Origin of the sequence: Citrobacter sp. FP75 (genome assembly GCF_018342065.1) — a bacterium.
Lineage (GTDB): Bacteria > Pseudomonadota > Gammaproteobacteria > Enterobacterales > Enterobacteriaceae > Citrobacter.
This window is the reverse complement of the sequence record NZ_JAFDOE010000002.1, coordinates 719,768-737,966: the sequence shown is the minus strand read 5'-3', so window position 1 is coordinate 737,966 and position 18,199 is coordinate 719,768. Positions and strand designations below refer to the sequence as shown.

Annotated in this window: 18 protein-coding genes and 1 other RNA gene; 5 read left to right on the top strand and 14 right to left on the bottom strand. The window is 55.1% G+C overall.

Annotation, left to right across the window (positions count from 1 at the left end; translation table 11 throughout):
* Positions 1–54: 54 nt before the first annotated feature.
* The 4 genes from JQ822_RS11220 to ssrA all read left to right on the top strand — a co-directional run bounded on the left by JQ822_RS11220 (position 55) and on the right by ssrA (position 5,253).
* Positions 55–1,464 (top strand): TolC family outer membrane protein, encoded by a 1,410-nt coding sequence (locus tag JQ822_RS11220; protein WP_213133515.1) that lies wholly within the window; start codon positions 55–57, stop codon positions 1,462–1,464.
* Entirely contained in the window at positions 1,461–3,647 is a 2,187-nt protein-coding gene (locus JQ822_RS11215) for a type I secretion system permease/ATPase (RefSeq protein ID WP_213133514.1), read from the top strand. Before JQ822_RS11220 ends, JQ822_RS11215 begins: the two co-directional genes overlap by 4 nt.
* 7 nt (positions 3,648–3,654) lie before the next feature.
* Positions 3,655–4,818 carry an HlyD family efflux transporter periplasmic adaptor subunit gene (locus JQ822_RS11210; RefSeq protein WP_213133551.1) on the top strand — a complete coding sequence of 388 codons (1,164 nt, stop codon included), beginning with the start codon at positions 3,655–3,657 and terminating at the stop codon, positions 4,816–4,818.
* A gap of 72 nt (positions 4,819–4,890) precedes the next feature.
* Positions 4,891–5,253: a transfer-messenger RNA gene (gene ssrA / locus JQ822_RS11205) on the top strand.
* A gap of 117 nt (positions 5,254–5,370) precedes the next feature.
* On the opposite strand, the gene JQ822_RS11200 is transcribed toward ssrA, so the two are convergent.
* The 8 genes from JQ822_RS11200 to JQ822_RS11165 form a co-directional block, all read right to left on the bottom strand.
* Positions 5,371–5,589, bottom strand: a complete 219-nt coding sequence (locus JQ822_RS11200; protein WP_000980498.1) for an ogr/Delta-like zinc finger family protein — start codon at positions 5,587–5,589, stop codon at positions 5,371–5,373.
* Between the two features lie 68 nt (positions 5,590–5,657).
* The gene (locus tag JQ822_RS11195) at positions 5,658–6,758 is read right to left on the bottom strand and encodes a phage late control D family protein (RefSeq protein WP_213133513.1); all 1,101 of its coding nucleotides are present in this window, start codon (positions 6,756–6,758) and stop codon (positions 5,658–5,660) included.
* A complete protein-coding gene (locus tag JQ822_RS11190) occupies positions 6,755–7,240 on the bottom strand; it encodes a phage tail protein (RefSeq protein ID WP_000980407.1) in 486 nt (161 codons plus the stop codon). The genes JQ822_RS11195 and JQ822_RS11190 overlap by 4 nt, the downstream gene beginning before the upstream one ends.
* On the bottom strand, positions 7,237–10,302 hold the full coding sequence (locus JQ822_RS11185) for a phage tail tape measure protein (RefSeq protein WP_213133512.1): 3,066 nt from the start codon (positions 10,300–10,302) through the stop codon (positions 7,237–7,239). The genes JQ822_RS11190 and JQ822_RS11185 overlap by 4 nt, the downstream gene beginning before the upstream one ends.
* Positions 10,295–10,414, bottom strand: coding sequence for a GpE family phage tail protein (locus tag JQ822_RS11180; RefSeq protein WP_001397628.1), 120 nt, complete (start codon positions 10,412–10,414; stop codon positions 10,295–10,297). Before JQ822_RS11180 ends, JQ822_RS11185 begins: the two co-directional genes overlap by 8 nt.
* Positions 10,415–10,428: 14 nt before the next feature.
* The gene (locus JQ822_RS11175; protein WP_001744189.1) at positions 10,429–10,731 is read right to left on the bottom strand and encodes a phage tail assembly protein; all 303 of its coding nucleotides are present in this window, start codon (positions 10,729–10,731) and stop codon (positions 10,429–10,431) included.
* A gap of 54 nt (positions 10,732–10,785) precedes the next feature.
* Complete coding sequence (locus tag JQ822_RS11170) at positions 10,786–11,301, bottom strand: phage major tail tube protein (protein ID WP_213133511.1); 516 nt, start codon at positions 11,299–11,301, stop codon at positions 10,786–10,788.
* Between the two features lie 9 nt (positions 11,302–11,310).
* Positions 11,311–12,483, bottom strand: a complete 1,173-nt coding sequence (locus JQ822_RS11165) for a phage tail sheath protein (protein ID WP_213133510.1) — start codon at positions 12,481–12,483, stop codon at positions 11,311–11,313.
* Positions 12,484–12,680: 197 nt separating this feature from the next.
* On the opposite strand from JQ822_RS11165, the gene JQ822_RS11160 reads away from it, so the two are divergent.
* Positions 12,681–13,727 carry an acyltransferase family protein gene (locus tag JQ822_RS11160; RefSeq protein WP_213133509.1) on the top strand — a complete coding sequence of 349 codons (1,047 nt, stop codon included), beginning with the start codon at positions 12,681–12,683 and terminating at the stop codon, positions 13,725–13,727.
* Here JQ822_RS11160 and JQ822_RS11155 read toward each other — a convergent pair.
* From JQ822_RS11155 to JQ822_RS11130, 6 genes are read right to left on the bottom strand one after another with little or no spacing between them, the layout of a single operon-like run.
* Positions 13,719–14,321 (bottom strand): tail fiber assembly protein, encoded by a 603-nt coding sequence (locus JQ822_RS11155; protein WP_149911521.1) that lies wholly within the window; start codon positions 14,319–14,321, stop codon positions 13,719–13,721. The two genes, JQ822_RS11160 and JQ822_RS11155, sit on opposite strands and share 9 nt — an antisense overlap.
* Positions 14,321–15,712 carry a phage tail-collar fiber domain-containing protein gene (locus tag JQ822_RS24645; RefSeq protein ID WP_446715007.1) on the bottom strand — a complete coding sequence of 464 codons (1,392 nt, stop codon included), beginning with the start codon at positions 15,710–15,712 and terminating at the stop codon, positions 14,321–14,323. Before JQ822_RS24645 ends, JQ822_RS11155 begins: the two co-directional genes overlap by 1 nt.
* A complete protein-coding gene (locus JQ822_RS11145) occupies positions 15,709–16,314 on the bottom strand; it encodes a phage tail protein I (RefSeq protein ID WP_213133508.1) in 606 nt (201 codons plus the stop codon). The genes JQ822_RS24645 and JQ822_RS11145 overlap by 4 nt, the downstream gene beginning before the upstream one ends.
* Positions 16,307–17,215 (bottom strand): baseplate assembly protein, encoded by a 909-nt coding sequence (locus JQ822_RS11140; RefSeq protein ID WP_213133507.1) that lies wholly within the window; start codon positions 17,213–17,215, stop codon positions 16,307–16,309. The genes JQ822_RS11145 and JQ822_RS11140 overlap by 8 nt, the downstream gene beginning before the upstream one ends.
* Positions 17,202–17,561 carry a GPW/gp25 family protein gene (locus JQ822_RS11135; RefSeq protein WP_213133506.1) on the bottom strand — a complete coding sequence of 120 codons (360 nt, stop codon included), beginning with the start codon at positions 17,559–17,561 and terminating at the stop codon, positions 17,202–17,204. The genes JQ822_RS11140 and JQ822_RS11135 overlap by 14 nt, the downstream gene beginning before the upstream one ends.
* The gene (locus tag JQ822_RS11130) at positions 17,558–18,136 is read right to left on the bottom strand and encodes a phage baseplate assembly protein V (protein WP_149281632.1); all 579 of its coding nucleotides are present in this window, start codon (positions 18,134–18,136) and stop codon (positions 17,558–17,560) included. Before JQ822_RS11130 ends, JQ822_RS11135 begins: the two co-directional genes overlap by 4 nt.
* Between the last annotated feature and the right edge of the window lie 63 nt (positions 18,137–18,199).

The window sequence follows — 18,199 nt, the reverse complement described above, 5'->3', positions numbered from 1 at the left end:
ATGACGTCCGGGGCAATAACAGTCGTCACGGCCGTATTTTGTAAGGGATAAACGATGAGAAATGTCACCCCTGTCGCTTTACTGCTGGCATTAACGCTCTGTTCGGTGCGGGTTAATGCCGAAGATGCACCGCAAATCATCACGCCGGAAGGGCTGGCAACCAGTCAGATGCTCCCCTCTCTGGATGGTTCGGTGGCCGATCTGCCGCTGAGCGCCGCCGCGCCCGGCAACCTGACACTGAACGATGCGGTAAGCCGCGCCGTGAGCTGGCATCCGGCGATCCGTGAATCTATCGGCAAACTGCTCTCGCAAAATGAGCAGATCGACGTGGCAAAATCGAAATATTACCCGCAGGTCACCGCCGGGATGAACAACGGCTACAGCAATACCTATAACGATCATGGCTTCAGTCCGTCGCTGGTGATCTCGGTGTCGCAAATGCTGTATGACTTTGGCAAAGTCGCCAGCCAGGTGCGCGCCGAAACTGCGGGTGCCGCACAGCAGCAGGCTAACGTATTACTCAGCATTGATACCGTCGCCCACGAAACCGCCAATGCCATTGTGCAGGTTCAGTCATGGCAACAAATGGTCGATGCCGCCGAATCACAGGTCTCCGCCCTGAACGGTATTGGCAGGCTGACCCGGCAACGCAACGATGAAGGGGCGACCTCGTTGTCAGACGTAGTGCAAACCGATGCACGTATCGAGTCCGCCCGTTCACAGTTGGCGCAGTATCAGGCGAATCTCGATAGTAGCAAGGCGACGCTGATGAGCTTTCTTGGCTGGAACTCGCTCAACGGCATCAGCAATGAATTCCCGGTAAAACTGGACAGCAGTTGCGACGTAGCCAAACCTGACGACAGGCTGGTTCCCGCGGTGCTGGCGGCCTGGGCGCAGGCCAATGTCGCGCAGGCAAACCTCGATTACGCCAACGCGCAGATGACGCCGACCATCTCGCTCGAACCTTCCGTGCAGCACTATCTCAATGACAAATATCCCAGCCATGAGGTGCTCGACAAAACGCAGTACTCCACATGGGTAAAAGTGGAGATGCCGCTGTACCAGGGAGGCGGACTCACCGCCCGCCGCAACGCCGCCGGCCATGCGGTAGACTCGGCGCAGTATTCCATCCAGCGCACCCGGCTCGACGTGCGCCAGAAATTGCTCGAATCCCGCAGCCAGGCGATGAGCCTTGCCACCGCCCTGCAGATCCTCCGCCGCCAACAACGGCTGAGTGAACAAACGCGCGAGCTGTATCAGCAGCAATATCTGGATCTCGGTTCTCGTCCGCTGCTCGACGTACTTAACGCCGAGCAGGAGGTGTACCAGGCCCGTTTCGCCGAACTGCAGACCCAAAGCCAGCTTCGTCAACTCCAGCTGAACTGCCTCTACAATACTGGCGCGCTGCGCCAGGCGTTCGCCCTCAACAATCGCAGCATCCAGTCGGTGGAGATCCAGCTATGAGCCGCGTCGAGCCTGTTGCTGAAGAGATGATTAGCGAGCCCGCTCTGAGCCAGTGGGCGCAGGCCATTACCCACATTGCCAGCCACTATCGTGTTACCTGCTCACCCGGCGCAATTCAGGCCAACGCCCCGTGGTTTGACGGGAAAAACAAAACCCTTGCGCTGACGCAGCTTGCGCGCCAGGCGGGGCTGTCGTTTCATGTGCTGGATACAGCGAAGCAGGCGTTCAGCCAGTGGCGCTTACCGGTGGTGGCGGAACTGCGCGACGGCCAAATTATGGTGATAGAGCACTTCAACGGTGAAGATGCGCTGGATGTGTTTATCATCGCCGAGGAAGGACAGCGCAACCGGCTGGCGCTTGCGGAGCTGCTGCCGGAGATCCACGCCATCATCGCGCTGCGCCCACTGTCAGCGCTCAAAGACAGTCGGGTTGACCGCTATATTTCGCGCTTTAAGCCCGACTGGATGCGCGAACTGGTACTACAGGACATCCGGCCTTACCTGCCGGTGATGATCGCCGCATTCCTGATTAACGTCCTGTCGCTCGCCGGGATTATCTTCTCGATGCAGGTTTACGACCGGGTGATCCCAGCCCAGTCTTACCCCACGCTGTATGTCCTCTCGACCGGGGTACTGGTGGCGGTGCTGTTCGGTTTTTTACTGCGCGAAGCGCGCACCCATATCATGGATGTGCTCGGCAAACGTGCCGACATGCGCATTTCCGACCGCGTGTTCAGCCACGCCCTGCGCCTGCGTAACAGTGCCGTCCCCCGCTCCACCGGAAGCTTTATCTCCCAGCTCCGCGAGCTGGAGCAAGTGCGTGAGATGATCACCTCCTCGACCATGTCGACCATCGTCGATCTGCCTTTTTTCTTTCTGTTTATCATTGTACTGGCCTGCATCGCTCCGCCGCTGGCGTGGATTGCACCCGTCGCCGCGATATTGATGATCCTGCCAGGACTGCTGCTACAAAAAAAGCTGGCGGTGCTCGCTAATCAGGCGGCGCACGAGTCCACGCTGCGTAATGCGGTACTGGTCGAGAGCGTTCAGGGCCTCGAAGACATCAAGCTGATGCAGGCGGAGAACCGCTTTTTGCAGCAGTGGAACAGCTACATCCGCATTACCGGCGAGTCCGGGCTGCGTACCCGCAAGCTGACTCAGGGGCTGATTGGCTGGGGCATGTCGGTGCAAAGCTTGGTCTACGCCGCGATCATTATGTTCGGTGCGCCGATGGTCATCGAAGGCACCATGACCACCGGGGCGGTCGTGGCAGCCTCAATGCTCGGTTCAAGAATGATCGCCCCGATGGCGAATCTGTGCGGCGTGCTGGCCCGCTGGCAGCAGGTCAAGGCGGCGAAGATGGGGCTGGACAGCATTATGCAGCTCCCTACTGAAACCCAGCACGATGAGAATCGGGTACATCAGGAGATCTTTCGTGGGCATTATCTGTTTGAGAACGCTCACTTTCGCTACCACAGCGACGACCAGCGGGTGCCGCTGCGCATCTCTCGCCTGGAGGTCATGCCAGGAGAACGCATCGCCATCCTCGGACGTAACGGCGCGGGGAAATCCACCCTGCTACAGGCGATGGCCGGCGGCGTGGAGCTTATTCAGGGCGACGTTCGGCTCGATAACCTGAGCCTGGCGCAAATCGATATGGCCGATTTACGCCGCAACATCGGCTTTCTCAGCCAAAATGCGCGACTTTTTTTTGGCACCCTGCGTGAGAACCTGACTCTCGGTGCACCGCATGCCAGCGATGTACAGATATTCGACGCGCTGGAGGTCAGCGGCGCAGCCACCTTTGTTAAACAGCTCGCCAAAGGGCTGGGACACCCGATTATGGAGGGCGGCAACGGCCTCTCCGGCGGACAGCGGCAGTCTATTCTGCTGGCAAGAATGCTGCTGCGTTCGCCCAATATTGTGCTGCTCGACGAACCAAGTGCTTCGCTGGACGAACATACCGAACGGGAGTTTATTCAGCGACTGAACCAGTGGCTCGGCAACCGCACGCTGATCGTCGCCACCCATCGCGTACCGGTACTGGAGCTGGTCGAGCGCGTGGTAGTGTTGAAAGAAGGTCAGCTGGTAATGGATGCCCCGAAAGCACAGGCGCTGAACGCAAGCCGGGCGCCTGCACAAACTCACGGTCGGGAGTGGAAAAATGAAAACCAATCCGCATGATGCCGCCATGGACGACCTCGATATCCGCCGCGAGCAGCGCTTTTCCGGGGCAAGCCGCATTATCCTGCTCAGTACATTGTTGTTTGCCGTCCTCGGCATCTGGGCATACTTCGGCAAGCTGGATGAAGTTTCCACCGGCAACGGCAAAGTGATCCCCAGCTCTCGCGAACAGGTGCTGCAGTCGCTTGACGGCGGGATCCTCGCCGAACTGACGGTACGCGAAGGGGACAAAGTGCAGGCCAATCAAGTCGTGGCCCGTCTCGACCCGACCCGTTCGGAATCCAACGTCGGTGAAAGCGCCGCCCGATACCGCGCCTCGCTGGCCTCCAGCGCGCGACTCAACGCCGAAGTCAACGATCTGGCGCTGACGTTTCCCGACGCGCTGAAAGCCTGGCCGGACCTTATCGCCTCCGAGACCCGACTGTATAAAAGCCGTCGGGCGCAGCTCGCCGACTCGATGGTAGAACTGCAGGATGCGCTGGTATCTGTGAACAAAGAGCTGGCGATCACCCAGCGGCTGGAGAAAAGCGGTGCCGCCAGCCATGTGGAAGTGCTGCGCCTGCAGCGGCAAAAAAGTGACCTCGGGCTGAAAATCACCGACCTGCGCTCGCAATATTACGTGCAGGCGCGGGAAGCGCTGTCGAAAGCCAACGCCGAAGTGGATATGCTGGCGGCCATTTTAAAAGGACGTGAGGATTCCGTCACCCGCCTGACCGTTCGCGCCCCGATGCGCGGCATAGTGAAAAACATCCAGGTCACCACCATTGGCGGCGTGATCCCACCCAACGGCGAGATGATGGAGATTGTGCCGGTGGACGATCATCTGCTGATTGAAACCCGTTTGTCACCGCGCGATATCGCCTTTATTCACCCCGGACAGCGGGCGCTGGTGAAAATCACCGCCTATGACTACGCCATCTACGGCGGGCTGGAAGGCGTGGTCGAAACCATCTCCCCGGACACCATTCAGGACAAAGTGAAGCCAGAAATATTCTACTACCGCGTCTTTATCCGCACCCATCAGGACTATTTGCAGAACAAACTGGGACGTCATTTTTCCATCGTTCCGGGCATGATTGCCACAGTGGATATAAAAACAGGTGAAAAAACCATCGTCGACTATTTAATCAAACCGTTTAATCGCGCAAAAGAAGCGCTACGCGAGCGGTAAATCGTTGAGGATAAGGGGTTGCAGGGGCTGGTCACGCGTGTCACAAGTCTGTTATACTTGTTCTAACACATTGGGGCTGATTCTGGATTCGACGGGATTTGCGAAACCCAAGGTGCATGCCGAGGGGCGGTTGGCCTCGTAAAAAGCCGCAAAAAAATAGTCGCAAACGACGAAAACTACGCTTTAGCAGCTTAATAACCTGCTAAGAGCCCTCTCTCCCTAGCTTCCGCTCTTAAGACGGGGATCAAGAGAGGTCAAACCCAAAAGAGATCGCGCGGATGTCCTGCCTGGGGCTGAAGTGCTAAAACTAATCAGGCTAGTTCGTTAGTGGCGTGTCTGTCCGCAGCTGGCGTGCGAATGTAAAGACTGACTAAGCATGTAGTGCCGAGGATGTAGGAATTTCGGACGCGGGTTCAACTCCCGCCAGCTCCACCAAATAAAACAAGGGGTTACGTGAAAACGTAGCCCCTTTTTCTTTGGTAGTGGCGGCAAAATGGCGACAGAGTGTCGGACTGGCGACAACAAAAAACCCGCCATTAAAGCGGGTTCTGTTCAGAAACTCATGTGGCCTTGACCACCTTTTCCAGGATGTGGCGGCGCAGAAGAAATTAGATTCGGTTTTATAATGTGCCGTACAAACGTTTCATGAGTAACGAACGTACAGCCACAATTTATATTTTGGCACTGGTTGTAACGTTCTTTTGTCGTAGCTGATACCTGAAAGCTGCTTCTGGTATGTGCTGCATGACCGCACTCTGGACAGTTCATCATCGCTGTTATCCCACCACTCTTGCCGTAGTCGCAATAATGATACAGCATTATTCAGTATTGAGAACCGATTATTCAATTTCAAGATCACCAATCTTTACTTCAAGCTCCATGCTGGTCGTAAATCCATTATCCGGGCTGACAGAATGCGTCAGAGTGGTAATGGTCCATTCTGCATCATCGATCGGCTGCTTAAACCCCGTCACCTTCACCGGCATTTCCGTATAGAGATCAGCCCGCCCCTCAGCTAGCTGCAGGGAAAATGAAGCAACCCCACGCTGCAGACGTTCCCACTGCATTTTCGCTGCGCGCTCTGCATTGCTCCGGTTGGCGTAGGTACGATTAAGAACCAGCACGTTTTCATCCGTTCCCACCAGATAATCGCCCTGTTTTGCTTCCGGCTCTTTGGGTGTGGTGGTTTTCTTTCGACGACGCTTAACACTGGTTGTCTCTTTTTTCCTGGGTTCACGCGTATGCAACCAGCTGGCAATAACGCCGGTATAGGCACCACGATCAGCAAGGGTGAACCGATGACCGTCACCGGCTTTGCGCGTGATGGTGATAACCGGCAGCGGCTTGCCGCTCGCCGTTCTTCCCTGTCCCTGCCGGATAAACAGCAGATTCCCGTCCTTAACGGAAGCAATCGCCCCATACTGTCTCGCCAGTTTCATCAGAAAACTTGCATCGCTTTCATTGGTCTGGTCCAGATGATCCAGCGCCTTATCCGTCAGGTCTTTACCCAGCGCCACTTTGAGGTTATGCCGGGCGGCGATTTCCTTTACCACCTCCCCCACAGTTGTCTGATGCCATGATTTTTCGCGCCGTGTATTGAGGGTTTCACGGAAATCTGCACTACGCGCCCGGATGGTCAGCCGGTCAGGTGTACCGCTGTGTTCAATTTCATCCACGGTAAAAGCCCCTTTAGGGAAAAGCGGCTGGCCTTTCCAGCCCAGCGCCAGCTGAATCACTGCGCCACGTCGCGGCAGGGCGATCAGCCCGTCGGCATCGTCCAGCTCCAGATCAAGCTGGTCCGCTTCAAAGCCCCGGTTATCCGTCAGCGTCAGACTCATCAGGCGGGTATCCAGCATGGTCGTCACGTCCTTACCTTCAATGACGATACTGAAAGCCGGGCTTTTGCTGTTCAGGTTCAGGAGATCAGAATTAACGTTCACTGCAGCAATCCTCCAACCGTGTTTTTAATCCCCCCAATCGCAGAGGCAGCAGAGTCCTGCAGGTTGCTGAGCTGGTCACTCAGGCTCCCGAACATGTCAGACAGCGACTCATCAACCCGTTTGAGGGTGATCGTAAACTCAATGCGCCTGGGCATGCCGCTGGCAAAAAACTCCGTCTTTGTCTGGCTCAGACTCTCAATAACAAACATGCCGTAAATGGTTCCACTGCCTTCAATCAAAGGCCAGGCTTTGCCCTGCTCTGCCATCAACTCCAGCGCCAGCAATGACAGCCTGCCTCCGGTCACTTCCGGCAGCAGAACCCCGGACAGTGTCAGTGAATCGTTATCCGGGCCAAGAAATTGCGTTGACGGGCGGCGGTTCACCCGGCTGTTGGCGGCGTGTCGCCAGCTGCGCTGATACTGCAGTTCCTGATAAGGGACAGTGCGCAACATAAATACATATAAACCCAGCACCATCATCATGATTCATACCCCCCCTGATCGCTGAAATTGCTGCGCGCTTTTGCCCTGGCCCTGCGTTCCCGCTCGTCAAGCTGCCGTGCCACTTCACGGGCAATATCCTGCGCACTCTGTCCCGGCTGCGCGACGATATGAATGGGCGCATTTATCTCATAACGAATAACTGACGGCGGGCTGTCTGCCTTAACAGGCTGCGTCTGGTATGCCCTCGCAGGCAGACTGAACGGATGAAACGGAGCTGCTTCTGCAGGTGTCGCAGCTCCCCCCATCACGCCTGCAACGACAGAAGCCAGAGCGGCTGTTCGCCGTCTGCTGGTAACATTTGCGGGGCCATTCACAATTTCAGGGCCATTTTCTCCAACAATGCCAAACTGCCCACGTGGAATGATCCCGCCCGTGTCGTACATCCCTGCGTAAGCCGGAAACCCGCCAGGCGGCAGCACCACTTTGCCGTCACTGTTCACCGTGGCGGATTGCTGTTGCGTGACCTGCGCAGGCAGTTTCGCCTTTGCCGCCTCCTTACTGACAATACCGAGCTTTTCCAGCAGCCATGACACACCGGATTTAAGAGACTCCAGCGGGTGCATCACCCTATTCAGACCTTCCGCCAGCGCCTCACCAAACCGGCGCCCCATTGCAGCTGCGCTGTTCAGTTCTTCGGAAGTGGATTTAACCGGCGTAAGTAAATCACTGAACCAGCCCCACAAGGCCTGCACCCTGTCACCCATCCACTGAAACATGGGCCTGAGCGGCTCAAAGGCGGCGCTGATGGGTGCTGCAGCGGCTTTGAACCCTTCCACCACGCCCCCCAGAAATGCACTGATGGGCTGCCAGTATTTCCACACAACCAGCGCCACACCAGCCAGCGCAGCCACAACCAGCCCTATCGGACTGAGCAGCGCGCCCAGCAGGCCAGAAATGCCAAACAGCGCGCCGCGAAGTAATGCCAGCGGACCAGAAACAAGAAAACGCAACACGCCACCGGTAGCTGTCAGCCCACCCCGCAACGCCGCCAGCGGGTTCATCACCATACCGATAATATTACAGATGCCTGACATACCGGCACGGAACACGGCAAGCGGCGCACCTGCCACCGTTTTCAGTGCATTACCCACTATTCCGGCTGAGCGACGCAGGGAATTAAGCGGGGCACTCAGTAACCCGACACTGCCACCGGATGACGTCATACCCCGACGCAACAGGGAAAGTGGCGCACCTGCCAGCCATGACAGGGCACCGCCAGTACGTGTTACCGCTGCAGCAACGGAAGGTAATGTTTTTACACCCAGCACAGACAGGCCAAACCGAATCACCGCAATCGGCCCCAGCACAGCAGCTACCGCCACAGCAAGTGTACCCAGCCCGACAATAACAGCCGCCATAGCCGCCGCCACTTTCATCAGCGTGCCAGCCAGCACGGGATTCTGCTCCACCCAGCGACGCAGCGCCCCGGTCACGCCCTTAACCATGCCCATAATATCCATCAGCGGCTGGCGCAACGTTTCCCCCAGACTGCTGAAAGCGTTCTGCGCGCCAGTCTTAACCAGCAACCACTGCGCAGACAATGAATCCTTGTTAATGTCGGATTCTTTCTGCATGGAGCCATCAGCACCGCTGCCTGATGTGAGTTTCAGCTGACGCTGCAGCTCCGGCAGGTTGTTAGCCAGCTTTGCCGCATCATCGCCAAACTCTTTACCAAAAATCATTGTCATGGCTGACAGGCGTTTATCCTGCGGCAGATTGTTGACCTTCTCCAGAACCCGCTGAATGGTGCCCATAGCATCGGTGGTCATCTGCTTTTCAACCTCCGCCGGATTGAGTTTCAGCAGGTTCATACCTTCAAAGAAGCGCTTACTTTGCATGGTGGCAATGGACAGTTCACGCACCATGGCATTAGAGGCGCTGGCGGCAATTTCCGGGGCAGCCCCAAGAGAAAGGAATGTTGAACCCAGCGCAGCAGCCTTTCGGAAGTCAAGGCGGTCAGCCACGCCCCCCATACGCTGCAGGACGTTGATAATGTCCCCACCCTTTGACATGGCGTTATCGTCCAGGTAGTTCAGCGCATCGCCCAGTTGTTCAATATTGCGCGTCGGCACTTTATAGAGCTGCGCGATTTTCCCCAATCCTTCCGCCAGCTCATCGGCGGGCAGCTCAAAGGCCGTTGCAGCTTTTGCCGCCGTGGATGCAAAGGCCAGCAGGTCACGTTTCTGGTCCTCAAAGGGATCGTCCTGGTTGGTCACGCCCATACGCGCGCCCCCTTCAACCAGCGCGGCATAATCTATAGCGCCATTCTCCATCGGCAGCTGCTCACTGGCAGCCTTAATGGCATCCTGCATGTCATAAAACTGTTTTGTACGGTTGCCGTTATCGTCACGAAGCACGTTTACCTGCTTTGCCACGCCTTTCATGGCATCTTCCATACTGGCGTAGCTCTTAACTGCAGCCATAACCGGCGCGCCCATTGCCAGCCCCGCTGCCGTAGTGGTGGCCCCGGCTCCGGCTATGCGATCCCGAACCTCAAGACGGCGCGAATACTGATCACGAACCGCATTCATTCTCGCCTGCTGTTCACCCAGGCGTTTCAGGGATTTTTGCTGTCGCTCCAGTGCCAGTCGGGTTTCATCGGCGTTCTGCCGTAGCTCACGCTGTGCGCTGCTCAGTTTCTTTGTATCAAGCCCTGCCTCATTCAGCGCAAGGCGCTGACGCTGCACTGACTGACGCAGCCCGTTATATTTTCCCTGTAAATCGGTGACGCGATTTTTAGCCTGCTCAAGCAGTCTGGCCTGTGCTGCCGTCGGGCGGTTGGTCGCAGTAAACTGCGTGGCGAGTTTTGCCGCTTCTTCGCGGGCGGCTTTAAGGCTGTTACCTGTGACTGCCAGCTGCGCGCTGGCCTTACGGAAGCCATCAATTCTGCCCGCCTGAGAATCTAACTCTTTCAGCCGGGCGCGGCTTTGCTGAATAGCGGCAGCCAGCTCTTTTGAGCTGGCCTGCGCGGATCGAAATGGGCGGGTGAGCTTGTCAACCGCATTCAGAATCACCTGCAGACGCAGGTTATTATCACTCATCGCTGGCCCCGCTTCTCTGAATCGCTTTGTGCCGCCACTCCAGCACCTCTGTCAGCGGCATAACGTCAGTGATGGACGGCGACCAGTGAAAGATGGTGGCGATATCCGCCACCAGGTCATCAATCGTCAGGCTGTCGGTAAACCGGCAAGCACCGACTTCTTCAACAAAAAAGTTACCACCTCGACCGACAGCGCGGTGAGATCGGCGGGGTCCAGTTCAGCCATTTCCTGTGCGGTCAGCGTCGGGGTGGAAATACGCGGGATCACTGTCATCATGGCCCCCACGTCCATATCCATAATGGCCTGCAGGCGGGTGCCGCGCAGCGCACCGGACTGCGGCTTACGCAGCACAATTTCGGTGATTTGGGTTTTACCGCGCATGATTGGCGTATCCAGTTGTACGGTTTTTTCAGTCAGCTTGTCGCTCATGTTCGTTTCCTGTTAATCAGATACTGGCGCGGATCACCGCGCCGTTAAGTTAAATCAGAGGCCAAGGGCGTTACGGTGTGCTTCCATCAGGTCCACGCCGCCAACGATTTCAATAATGTTGACCAGATCAACCTCATAGAGCACTTCGCCGTTAATGGTCAGCTTCGCGTAGCTGTTGGTACTGCTGACTTTGGTGGTGCTGCTCTCGCCGGTTTTCCACTCGCCGGAATCCACTTCTTTATGACGCCCGCGCACAACCAGCTCAATGGCCTGAACTTCGCCGGTATCGTCACGCTGAATAGAGCCGGTGAAACGCAGCTGGATGCCATCAACGGTTGCCTTGCCCATCTGCTTGAATAACAACAGTTCGGTGCCGCCGATTGAAAATTCCGTGTCCAGTGCGCCGTCATCCAGCCCCATATCCACATCCACCGCGCCCGGCATACCGCCGCCGCGATACTTCTCAAACTTGCGGGTGAATTTCGGCAGAGTCAGGGACTCAACGATCCCCTGCCAGTTGTTCCCGTCGTTGAACAGGTTCAGGTGTTTTAACTTGCGTGGTAATGCCATGTATCCCCCTTATGCACTGACACGGCTGGCAAAATCGACCAGGTAGCGATCGGTGATGCGCTGGCGCAGCATCAGATTTTCAAGCGGCGGCACAGGCGTGTAGTCGTAGTCGATGGTGAGCTTCCCTGCTTTCAGAGAGTCTTTATCGTTCACTGACTCATCCAGCCAGCAGTCAGCCCCGATGAGGTATCCCTGATTTACCAGGCTGCGTAATTTGGCGCGAATACCTTCGATAATGTCGCGGGCCAGTGACGGATTCAGTGGCTTATCCACCGCCCACATATGCCCCTCTGCAATCGTGTCAGCCAGCACCTGCGCCGTGCGGGTGTAGTTCTCAAACGCAAACAATGGATCGTCACTGAGGCAGCGGGAACCCCAGAAGCGGAAGCCGTCTTTGCAGATCAACGTGGTGACGTCATTCTGGTTCAGCAGTCCCGCGTCCGTTGCCGGGTCCTGCAGATCCCAGAACACATCAGCGGAAAGACCGGTGACGCCATTCACACCCACGTTGGACAGGGTTTTGTGCCATCCGGTCTGTTCGTCGATTTTGGCACGCAGACCGAGCGCACGTGCGGAGGCGTAAGCCGTCGCATCGGCTTTAAGAACGGTGTCAAAGTTGATGAAATCAGGCCAGATCAGCATCCCTTCTCGCTGGCTGAAATTGTCCCGGTAAGCAATGGCTTCCTCCACAGTCTTACAACCATAGGCGGACAGGTAGGCAAACCCGCGCAGGCTCTGCGCAACACTCATCAGCTCAGTGGCTACCGCCTGCGTGTCGTGCCCCGGCACACCGAGAATGCGCGGCTTAACTTTCAGCTGCGACTGCGCAGAAAGCAGCGCTTTCATCCCCGTTTTTTTACCGTCGGAGGTGACGCCACCGATAATATTGGAGGTGGTTTCCGCTTCGGTTTCGCCCTGCGCCACGCGCACAACAACCGTCACGGGCTTTGACTGGTCGGCAATCGCATCCAGCGAACGGGCCAGCGTGCCGGACTCGCCTGCTTTACCGCTGGCCTCCAGCACATCCGTCAGCAGAACCGGCTTATTGAGAGGGAACACGGACGCATCAGCATCATCGCCGGTGCAGACCATACCCACGATAGCAGTGCTTACCGTGGTGAGGGAGCGGGTGCCGTCGTTGACTTCAACAACGCGCACACCGTGGTGGTAATCCTGAGCCATAAGGCAGTCTCTCCGGTTTACAGGGTGTCTGCCTATGTTCTGGTTGATATGCACACTATGCACGCGACGGGAGGTGTGTGAGAGATGGTACAATTTAGAGAGTAAGAAACTGCATTTTGACTTAGAATGAAGAAATCGATGGGTGTTACCATCAAATGCTGTGATAGCATCAGTAAAAATTTAACCTGAACATGACTATGAACATCAGAAATGACCTTCACGGATTAACGATATTCCGCTTTGTTACTGCTTTCTATGTGTTTTTATTTCACTGTAATATCAGATATAAGGCTGATGTTTCTGACTGGCTGCAGTCTGTTATCAACAATGGAGCTATCGGGATGTCTTTCTTCTTTGTTCTTTCTGGTTTTGTCATGGCGTGGGCATCAAGAAATGGCATTAAAGAAAATTACTATCGTTCCCGAATTGCCAGAATATTCCCTGCCTATCTGGTCATGGGATTAATTACAGTCCCTTTCCTTTTTGAGTACAACATAACGCAAATCACCACATATGTTTTATTATTTTTAACTACTGCACAGTCGTGGTTCCCGGATAGTTTTAGCCAATGGAATTTCGGCGGTTCCTGGTCCGTTTCAACCGAAATGTTTTTTTATCTTGTTTTCCCATTCCTGTTGCCAGTAATTAAAAAAAGACCGGTTCTCGCATTAGGCATTGCAGTATTGATATCATCAATAATCATACCAACATCTATGATATTAACTAATAGCGCGGCTTTTCCTCGTTATTATGTCAGCCCTATTCATCGCCTGCCAGAATTTGTCGCAGGGGTAGCAATTGGTTGTATTTTTTCTCGCGGCTTTCGTTTTACCCGATTTAACACCCCCCTGTTTATTCTTGCAATAGCATCTCTATTTTTCATTTCTCCGTCCAACAATAATGGCTGGATGCAAAACAACTATGCAACACTACCAGCAACATGTATTGTTGTTTATTATCTCGCAACTGCAGCAATTAATAAAAACACATTCACCCTACCGTTGATATATTTAGGGAAAATAAGCTATTCATTTTATTTGATGCAATTACCTATAATGATTTACATAACAAAATATCATGACAGCCTTGCATCATTCCCTACATGGTTTATCTGGACACTTTTGGCCGTCATCAATTTATTGATGGCTTCGGCTTGCTATCATTTCGTTGAGGATAATAAGACAATTAAATCTTTCATCCTGAACTGGCGACGTAAGCCGAATTCATCTTTAGAGCTAAGCTAACTCAGGTTCTTCAGGCCAAAAAACATCAGGTGCCTCAGATGTTTTTATGGCCTGCAAGTCGCGAATGTAATGCATCCATAATATCAGTTTAACTTTGTCCTCATCACTGATAAGACCGAGTTGTAGCTCAGTCTGCCACAGGCTGATGGTACTTTGAGCACCAGCCAGCAGTGCGGATTTTTTCTGTTCTGCCGCCTTCACCTGAGCGTTTTTCTGCATCTTCTCATCTGTAACCCACTCACTGCCGTTCCAGGTATCATAAGGTGTTGACGGTGCTATGCGGGTTATACTGTCGGCATACGCTCCCGGCACAGAAATGACTATCGGCTTGCCTGTCACCGTTTCATAGACTATCTCGCCCCGGTGGTCTTCGACATACTCCCAGATACTACGACCCAAATTACGGCAAACAGTAAAACCACTCTTTTTCACAGGCGGCGCATCTGTACATGAGTCGGCAGGAATACCCACCCCGACAGGCAGGTATTCGACTGACACAGACAAATATTCTCCCGTACCACTCGCATAATTATAAACGGTGATATCACCGGCTTTAGTAGCAATACCGTTTTTGTTCAGTGTCGCTTTAGCCATTACGCCGCCCTCACAATAAAATTAAATGCCACGCTACGTGGGCGAGTTTCAGTTCCACCAGGATCCTGAAATGCAGGCGCTACTGAGCCATCAGGCTGGTTAATGCCATTGGTATAAATTCCCCTGATACCTGTTTCGACACCAAAAACGGTATTATTCCCGGCTGCACCGCCTGACCCCATAAAGGGATGTTTGTGTGTTTTGAACTCATCGGCAGCCCAACCGAGCAAAGCCTGAGAAGGGTTAACCCCGCGTCCGTCGTCATAACCCCGCATGAATTCGCCGCGCATATCTGGCAACACGCCCGACGGGTATGTAACACCTAACTTGCTGTATTTATTCTTATCAAATGGCGCGCCATTCACTTTCAGAAAAACCATGTTTTTCATGTCATCAAACACGTCACTCGGCATCTGCGCCAAAGGCCATGCGAAAGGTGAGCCAATCATCGGCGCACCGCTCCCCATTCCCAGATAAGCTGCAATACTGGCTGCATCCCCTTTCCCCAGCATCACGCGCATAAACTCACTGATAGCGGTCACTGCCGCCTGTTTATTTCCCGTGAAATAAGGCAGGGTATTCTGCTGCATCATCAGTCCGGCAAAGGCTGTCAGCACTTCGTTCAGCGGCTGCTTACCGTTCAGCAGGATATCAAGACCAAGATTTTTTCTTGCGTCTTCTGCTGTCATTGCCCCGGTCCCACCTTCATTCACTTTCAGCGCTATCACCTGGCCATTATTGACCACCCTTGCGCCCCATGACCCGTCTTCACGAATAACCAGGCATTTCTTCATATCCGGGGTATAAAGCACCGTCTGATTTGGGCTTGTTGGGTTAACGATATTGAACAGCCCTATATTCTGTAAAAACTTCAGCTTGTCAGGAATATCAGCACCATTCTCGGCTTTCTTAAGCATCCCTGTGGCAACCTGATCGACATATTTGCGGGTTGCCAGAACCACTGCAGGGTCAATTTTCAGGGTGATGTTATCGGTGCTGCTGGTAATCAGTACCATACGCACGGTCTGCGTGCGTCCGCTGCCCTCCGCCAGCTTCGGCTTGTAGCTCTCCGGGCAGTTTCCCACAGCAATCAGCGCACCTGTTTCATCAAACAGGCCGACTTCACGAATCCACCACCCGCCCTCATTTTCCGGGATCACCTGCTCAGCAATAATCTGGCTGCTGTTCTGTGGGTCGATATACAGCATATTCAGCGCTGCGCGGCGTTCCTCAGCCACTAACGCGGTCTGTTGCGCGTTGGGTGTGGGCAGCACACCGCCACCGCTGCCCACCGCCATATGGGTAATTTTTAGTGGGACACCGAGCGCGGCGGCGCTTGCCAGTTTCGCCGCGCCGATATCCGTCAGCAGGGTGTAAAATTTTGCGCTCATGGGTTCACTCTCATCGTGTCAATAACATGGACCGCGCCGCCCTCATATGCGGTGCCGCCGGAAATAATGGTTTCGTTTATATACGGGTAGATCGTGATTTCTTCGCCGGTATAAGTGGCTGCACCCACAAAATACGGGCCGCCTGTCTGCAGGTTGATGGACATGCCAACCAGATGACGGCTGCACGGTTTGGCATCACCGATCAGACGCTCCAGCTCCAGATAGGTTTCTTCTGTTATGCCCTGGTCCTGCACGCCAATATCCAGACGGAACGTCCCCGGTGTTTCGCCAGTCTGCCACCACTCAATGATGCGGATCAGAAAGCCGAACGGCTCCACCACGCGCCGCACGGCGCTGGTTGTCCCCTTGTGCTGATGGATATAAAAAGCGTCCTGCACAACGCGGCGCTTGACGCTTTCTGTCCAGCTCTCATCCCAGCGGTCAACAGAAAACGCCCAGGCCAGATAAGGCAGGAATCTGACCGGGCAGGTTGCCGGGTTCCACAAATCACGCAGCGATACCTGCAGATCGGAAATCCCACTGCAGGTCTGCGTCAGTCGGCGCTCAAGCGGCGACGAACCCGGCGGCAACAGGCTATTCATCCGTGCCCCCGTTGGTGACGCTCCATTCAGTACAGGATGCCGCCTGCGTCTTATCCAGCACCACATCACCCAGCGGGGACGTCAGTTCCACACGCTGGACGCCCTCCACGTGCAACGCGGCATAAATGGCGCTGCGGCGGATATCACGTCCCAGCCGCGTCTGACTGGCGATGTATTTCTGCAGGCTGGCTTTTGCTTCTGCCATCACCGGCTCAGCCTCCGGCCCCGGATAAAGGAAGATCGTCGCATCCACGCTGTACGGAATAATTTCAGCGCTGCGCACCGTCAGGCGGTCTGCCACCGGGCGAACCTTTTCACTGTTAAGCGCCTGCTCAACCACCGCCAGCAGGTCAGCCCCTGCCGTACCATCACCCTCGCGGCTCAGTACGGTAAGCACCACCTCAGCCGGTGCAGGACTGGTTGCGCTGGCATCAGCCACGCGCCCGTCGGCACTTGTGGCGTGGAACTCATAGGCTCCCGTCGGCCCTGCAACGGACAGCCCCTCAAATGCTGCAGGAATGCGCTGGCGTAATGCTTCATCACTTTCCATCACTGCGGCCACCGGCGGCACCGCGTCATTATCGGCAGGGACTACCGTCAGGCGCTTCACGTTGCAGTTACCTGCCAGTTGTTCAAGGTCATTTCCCATGGAATAGGCCACCATGACCGCCTGCGCAGCCTCATTAATACGCTGGCGCAGCAGGATTTCTCGGTAAGTATTTTCCTGCAGCAGTTTGGTGACGGGTTCTGACTCCAGCGCTAACGTGCGCATAACGGCTTCCTGTTCATCAGCCGGATGGAGGGCCACAAAGGCGGCCTTGCGTTCTGCCAGCAATGCCTCAAAGTCCGGCACGTCCACAATCTGCGGCGGCGGTAGCCGGGAAAGGTCAATGACTGCCATTGTCTGCTCCTGTTGATACGGAAAGGGAAACCGGTGCGCCGTTATTGCCGTGTCCGGTAAGTTCAACCACCATAGAGCCGTCAAAATTGCCGTTGATGGTGATGGAGTCCAGCGTAAGGCGCGGTTCCCAGCGGTTCAGCGCCACATAGACCGCAGACATAATCTGCAGGCGCAGCGCCGGGTTCTGCGGCTGGTCAATCAGGGCAGACAGCAGGGAGCCATATTCCCGGCGGGCAAGACGGCTGCCCTGCGGCGTCAGCAGAATATCCCGCACCGACTGGCGCAGATGGTCTGTATCTGAAATGGCCTGCCCGTCATTCCTGCTCATACCGATATACAACGTCATACCGGACCTCCCGTGTTGTCGCCGCCTTTCAGAACACCAGTATGCTCATGGTCATCAACTACGATCCCGTTAGAACTCATTGCACCGCCGCCCTGGCTGACGCTGCCATTGATCACCACCTCGCTGTTAATGCGCATAGTGTCAGCCTCCACCACAAACTCACCGGTTTTGAGGGTGATATTGTCCACCGCTTCGATCACCATGGATTTGATACCCCGGACATGCCACCGTCCGGTGGCAGGTTCATACTCAAACCAGCCCCCGTCCGGGTACTCCGTCACGCAGCCGTCCACGGAATCCGACGGCGGCGGAAACTGATTCGAGTAGATGGCAGGCAGCACAAATGCGGTTTCCAGATTGCCACCCATACTCAGCACCACCACCTGTTCATCCGGCGACGGACACCACCATGTACGGGCACCACCGGCACGCAGCGTCAGCCAGTTAATCCAGTTGGTTTCAAGCTCGCCCACTTTCACCCGGCACAGCCATTTCTTCCGATCCACTTCGGTCACAGTGCCGGTGCGGATCAGGTTGGTGATAAGGCGCATGATTTCGGTCAGTTGTGCGTTCATTCTTTAAATATAACTCGATAAAACGTATATTTACGTTCTTGCCTAGTTGTATCAGATATCAAA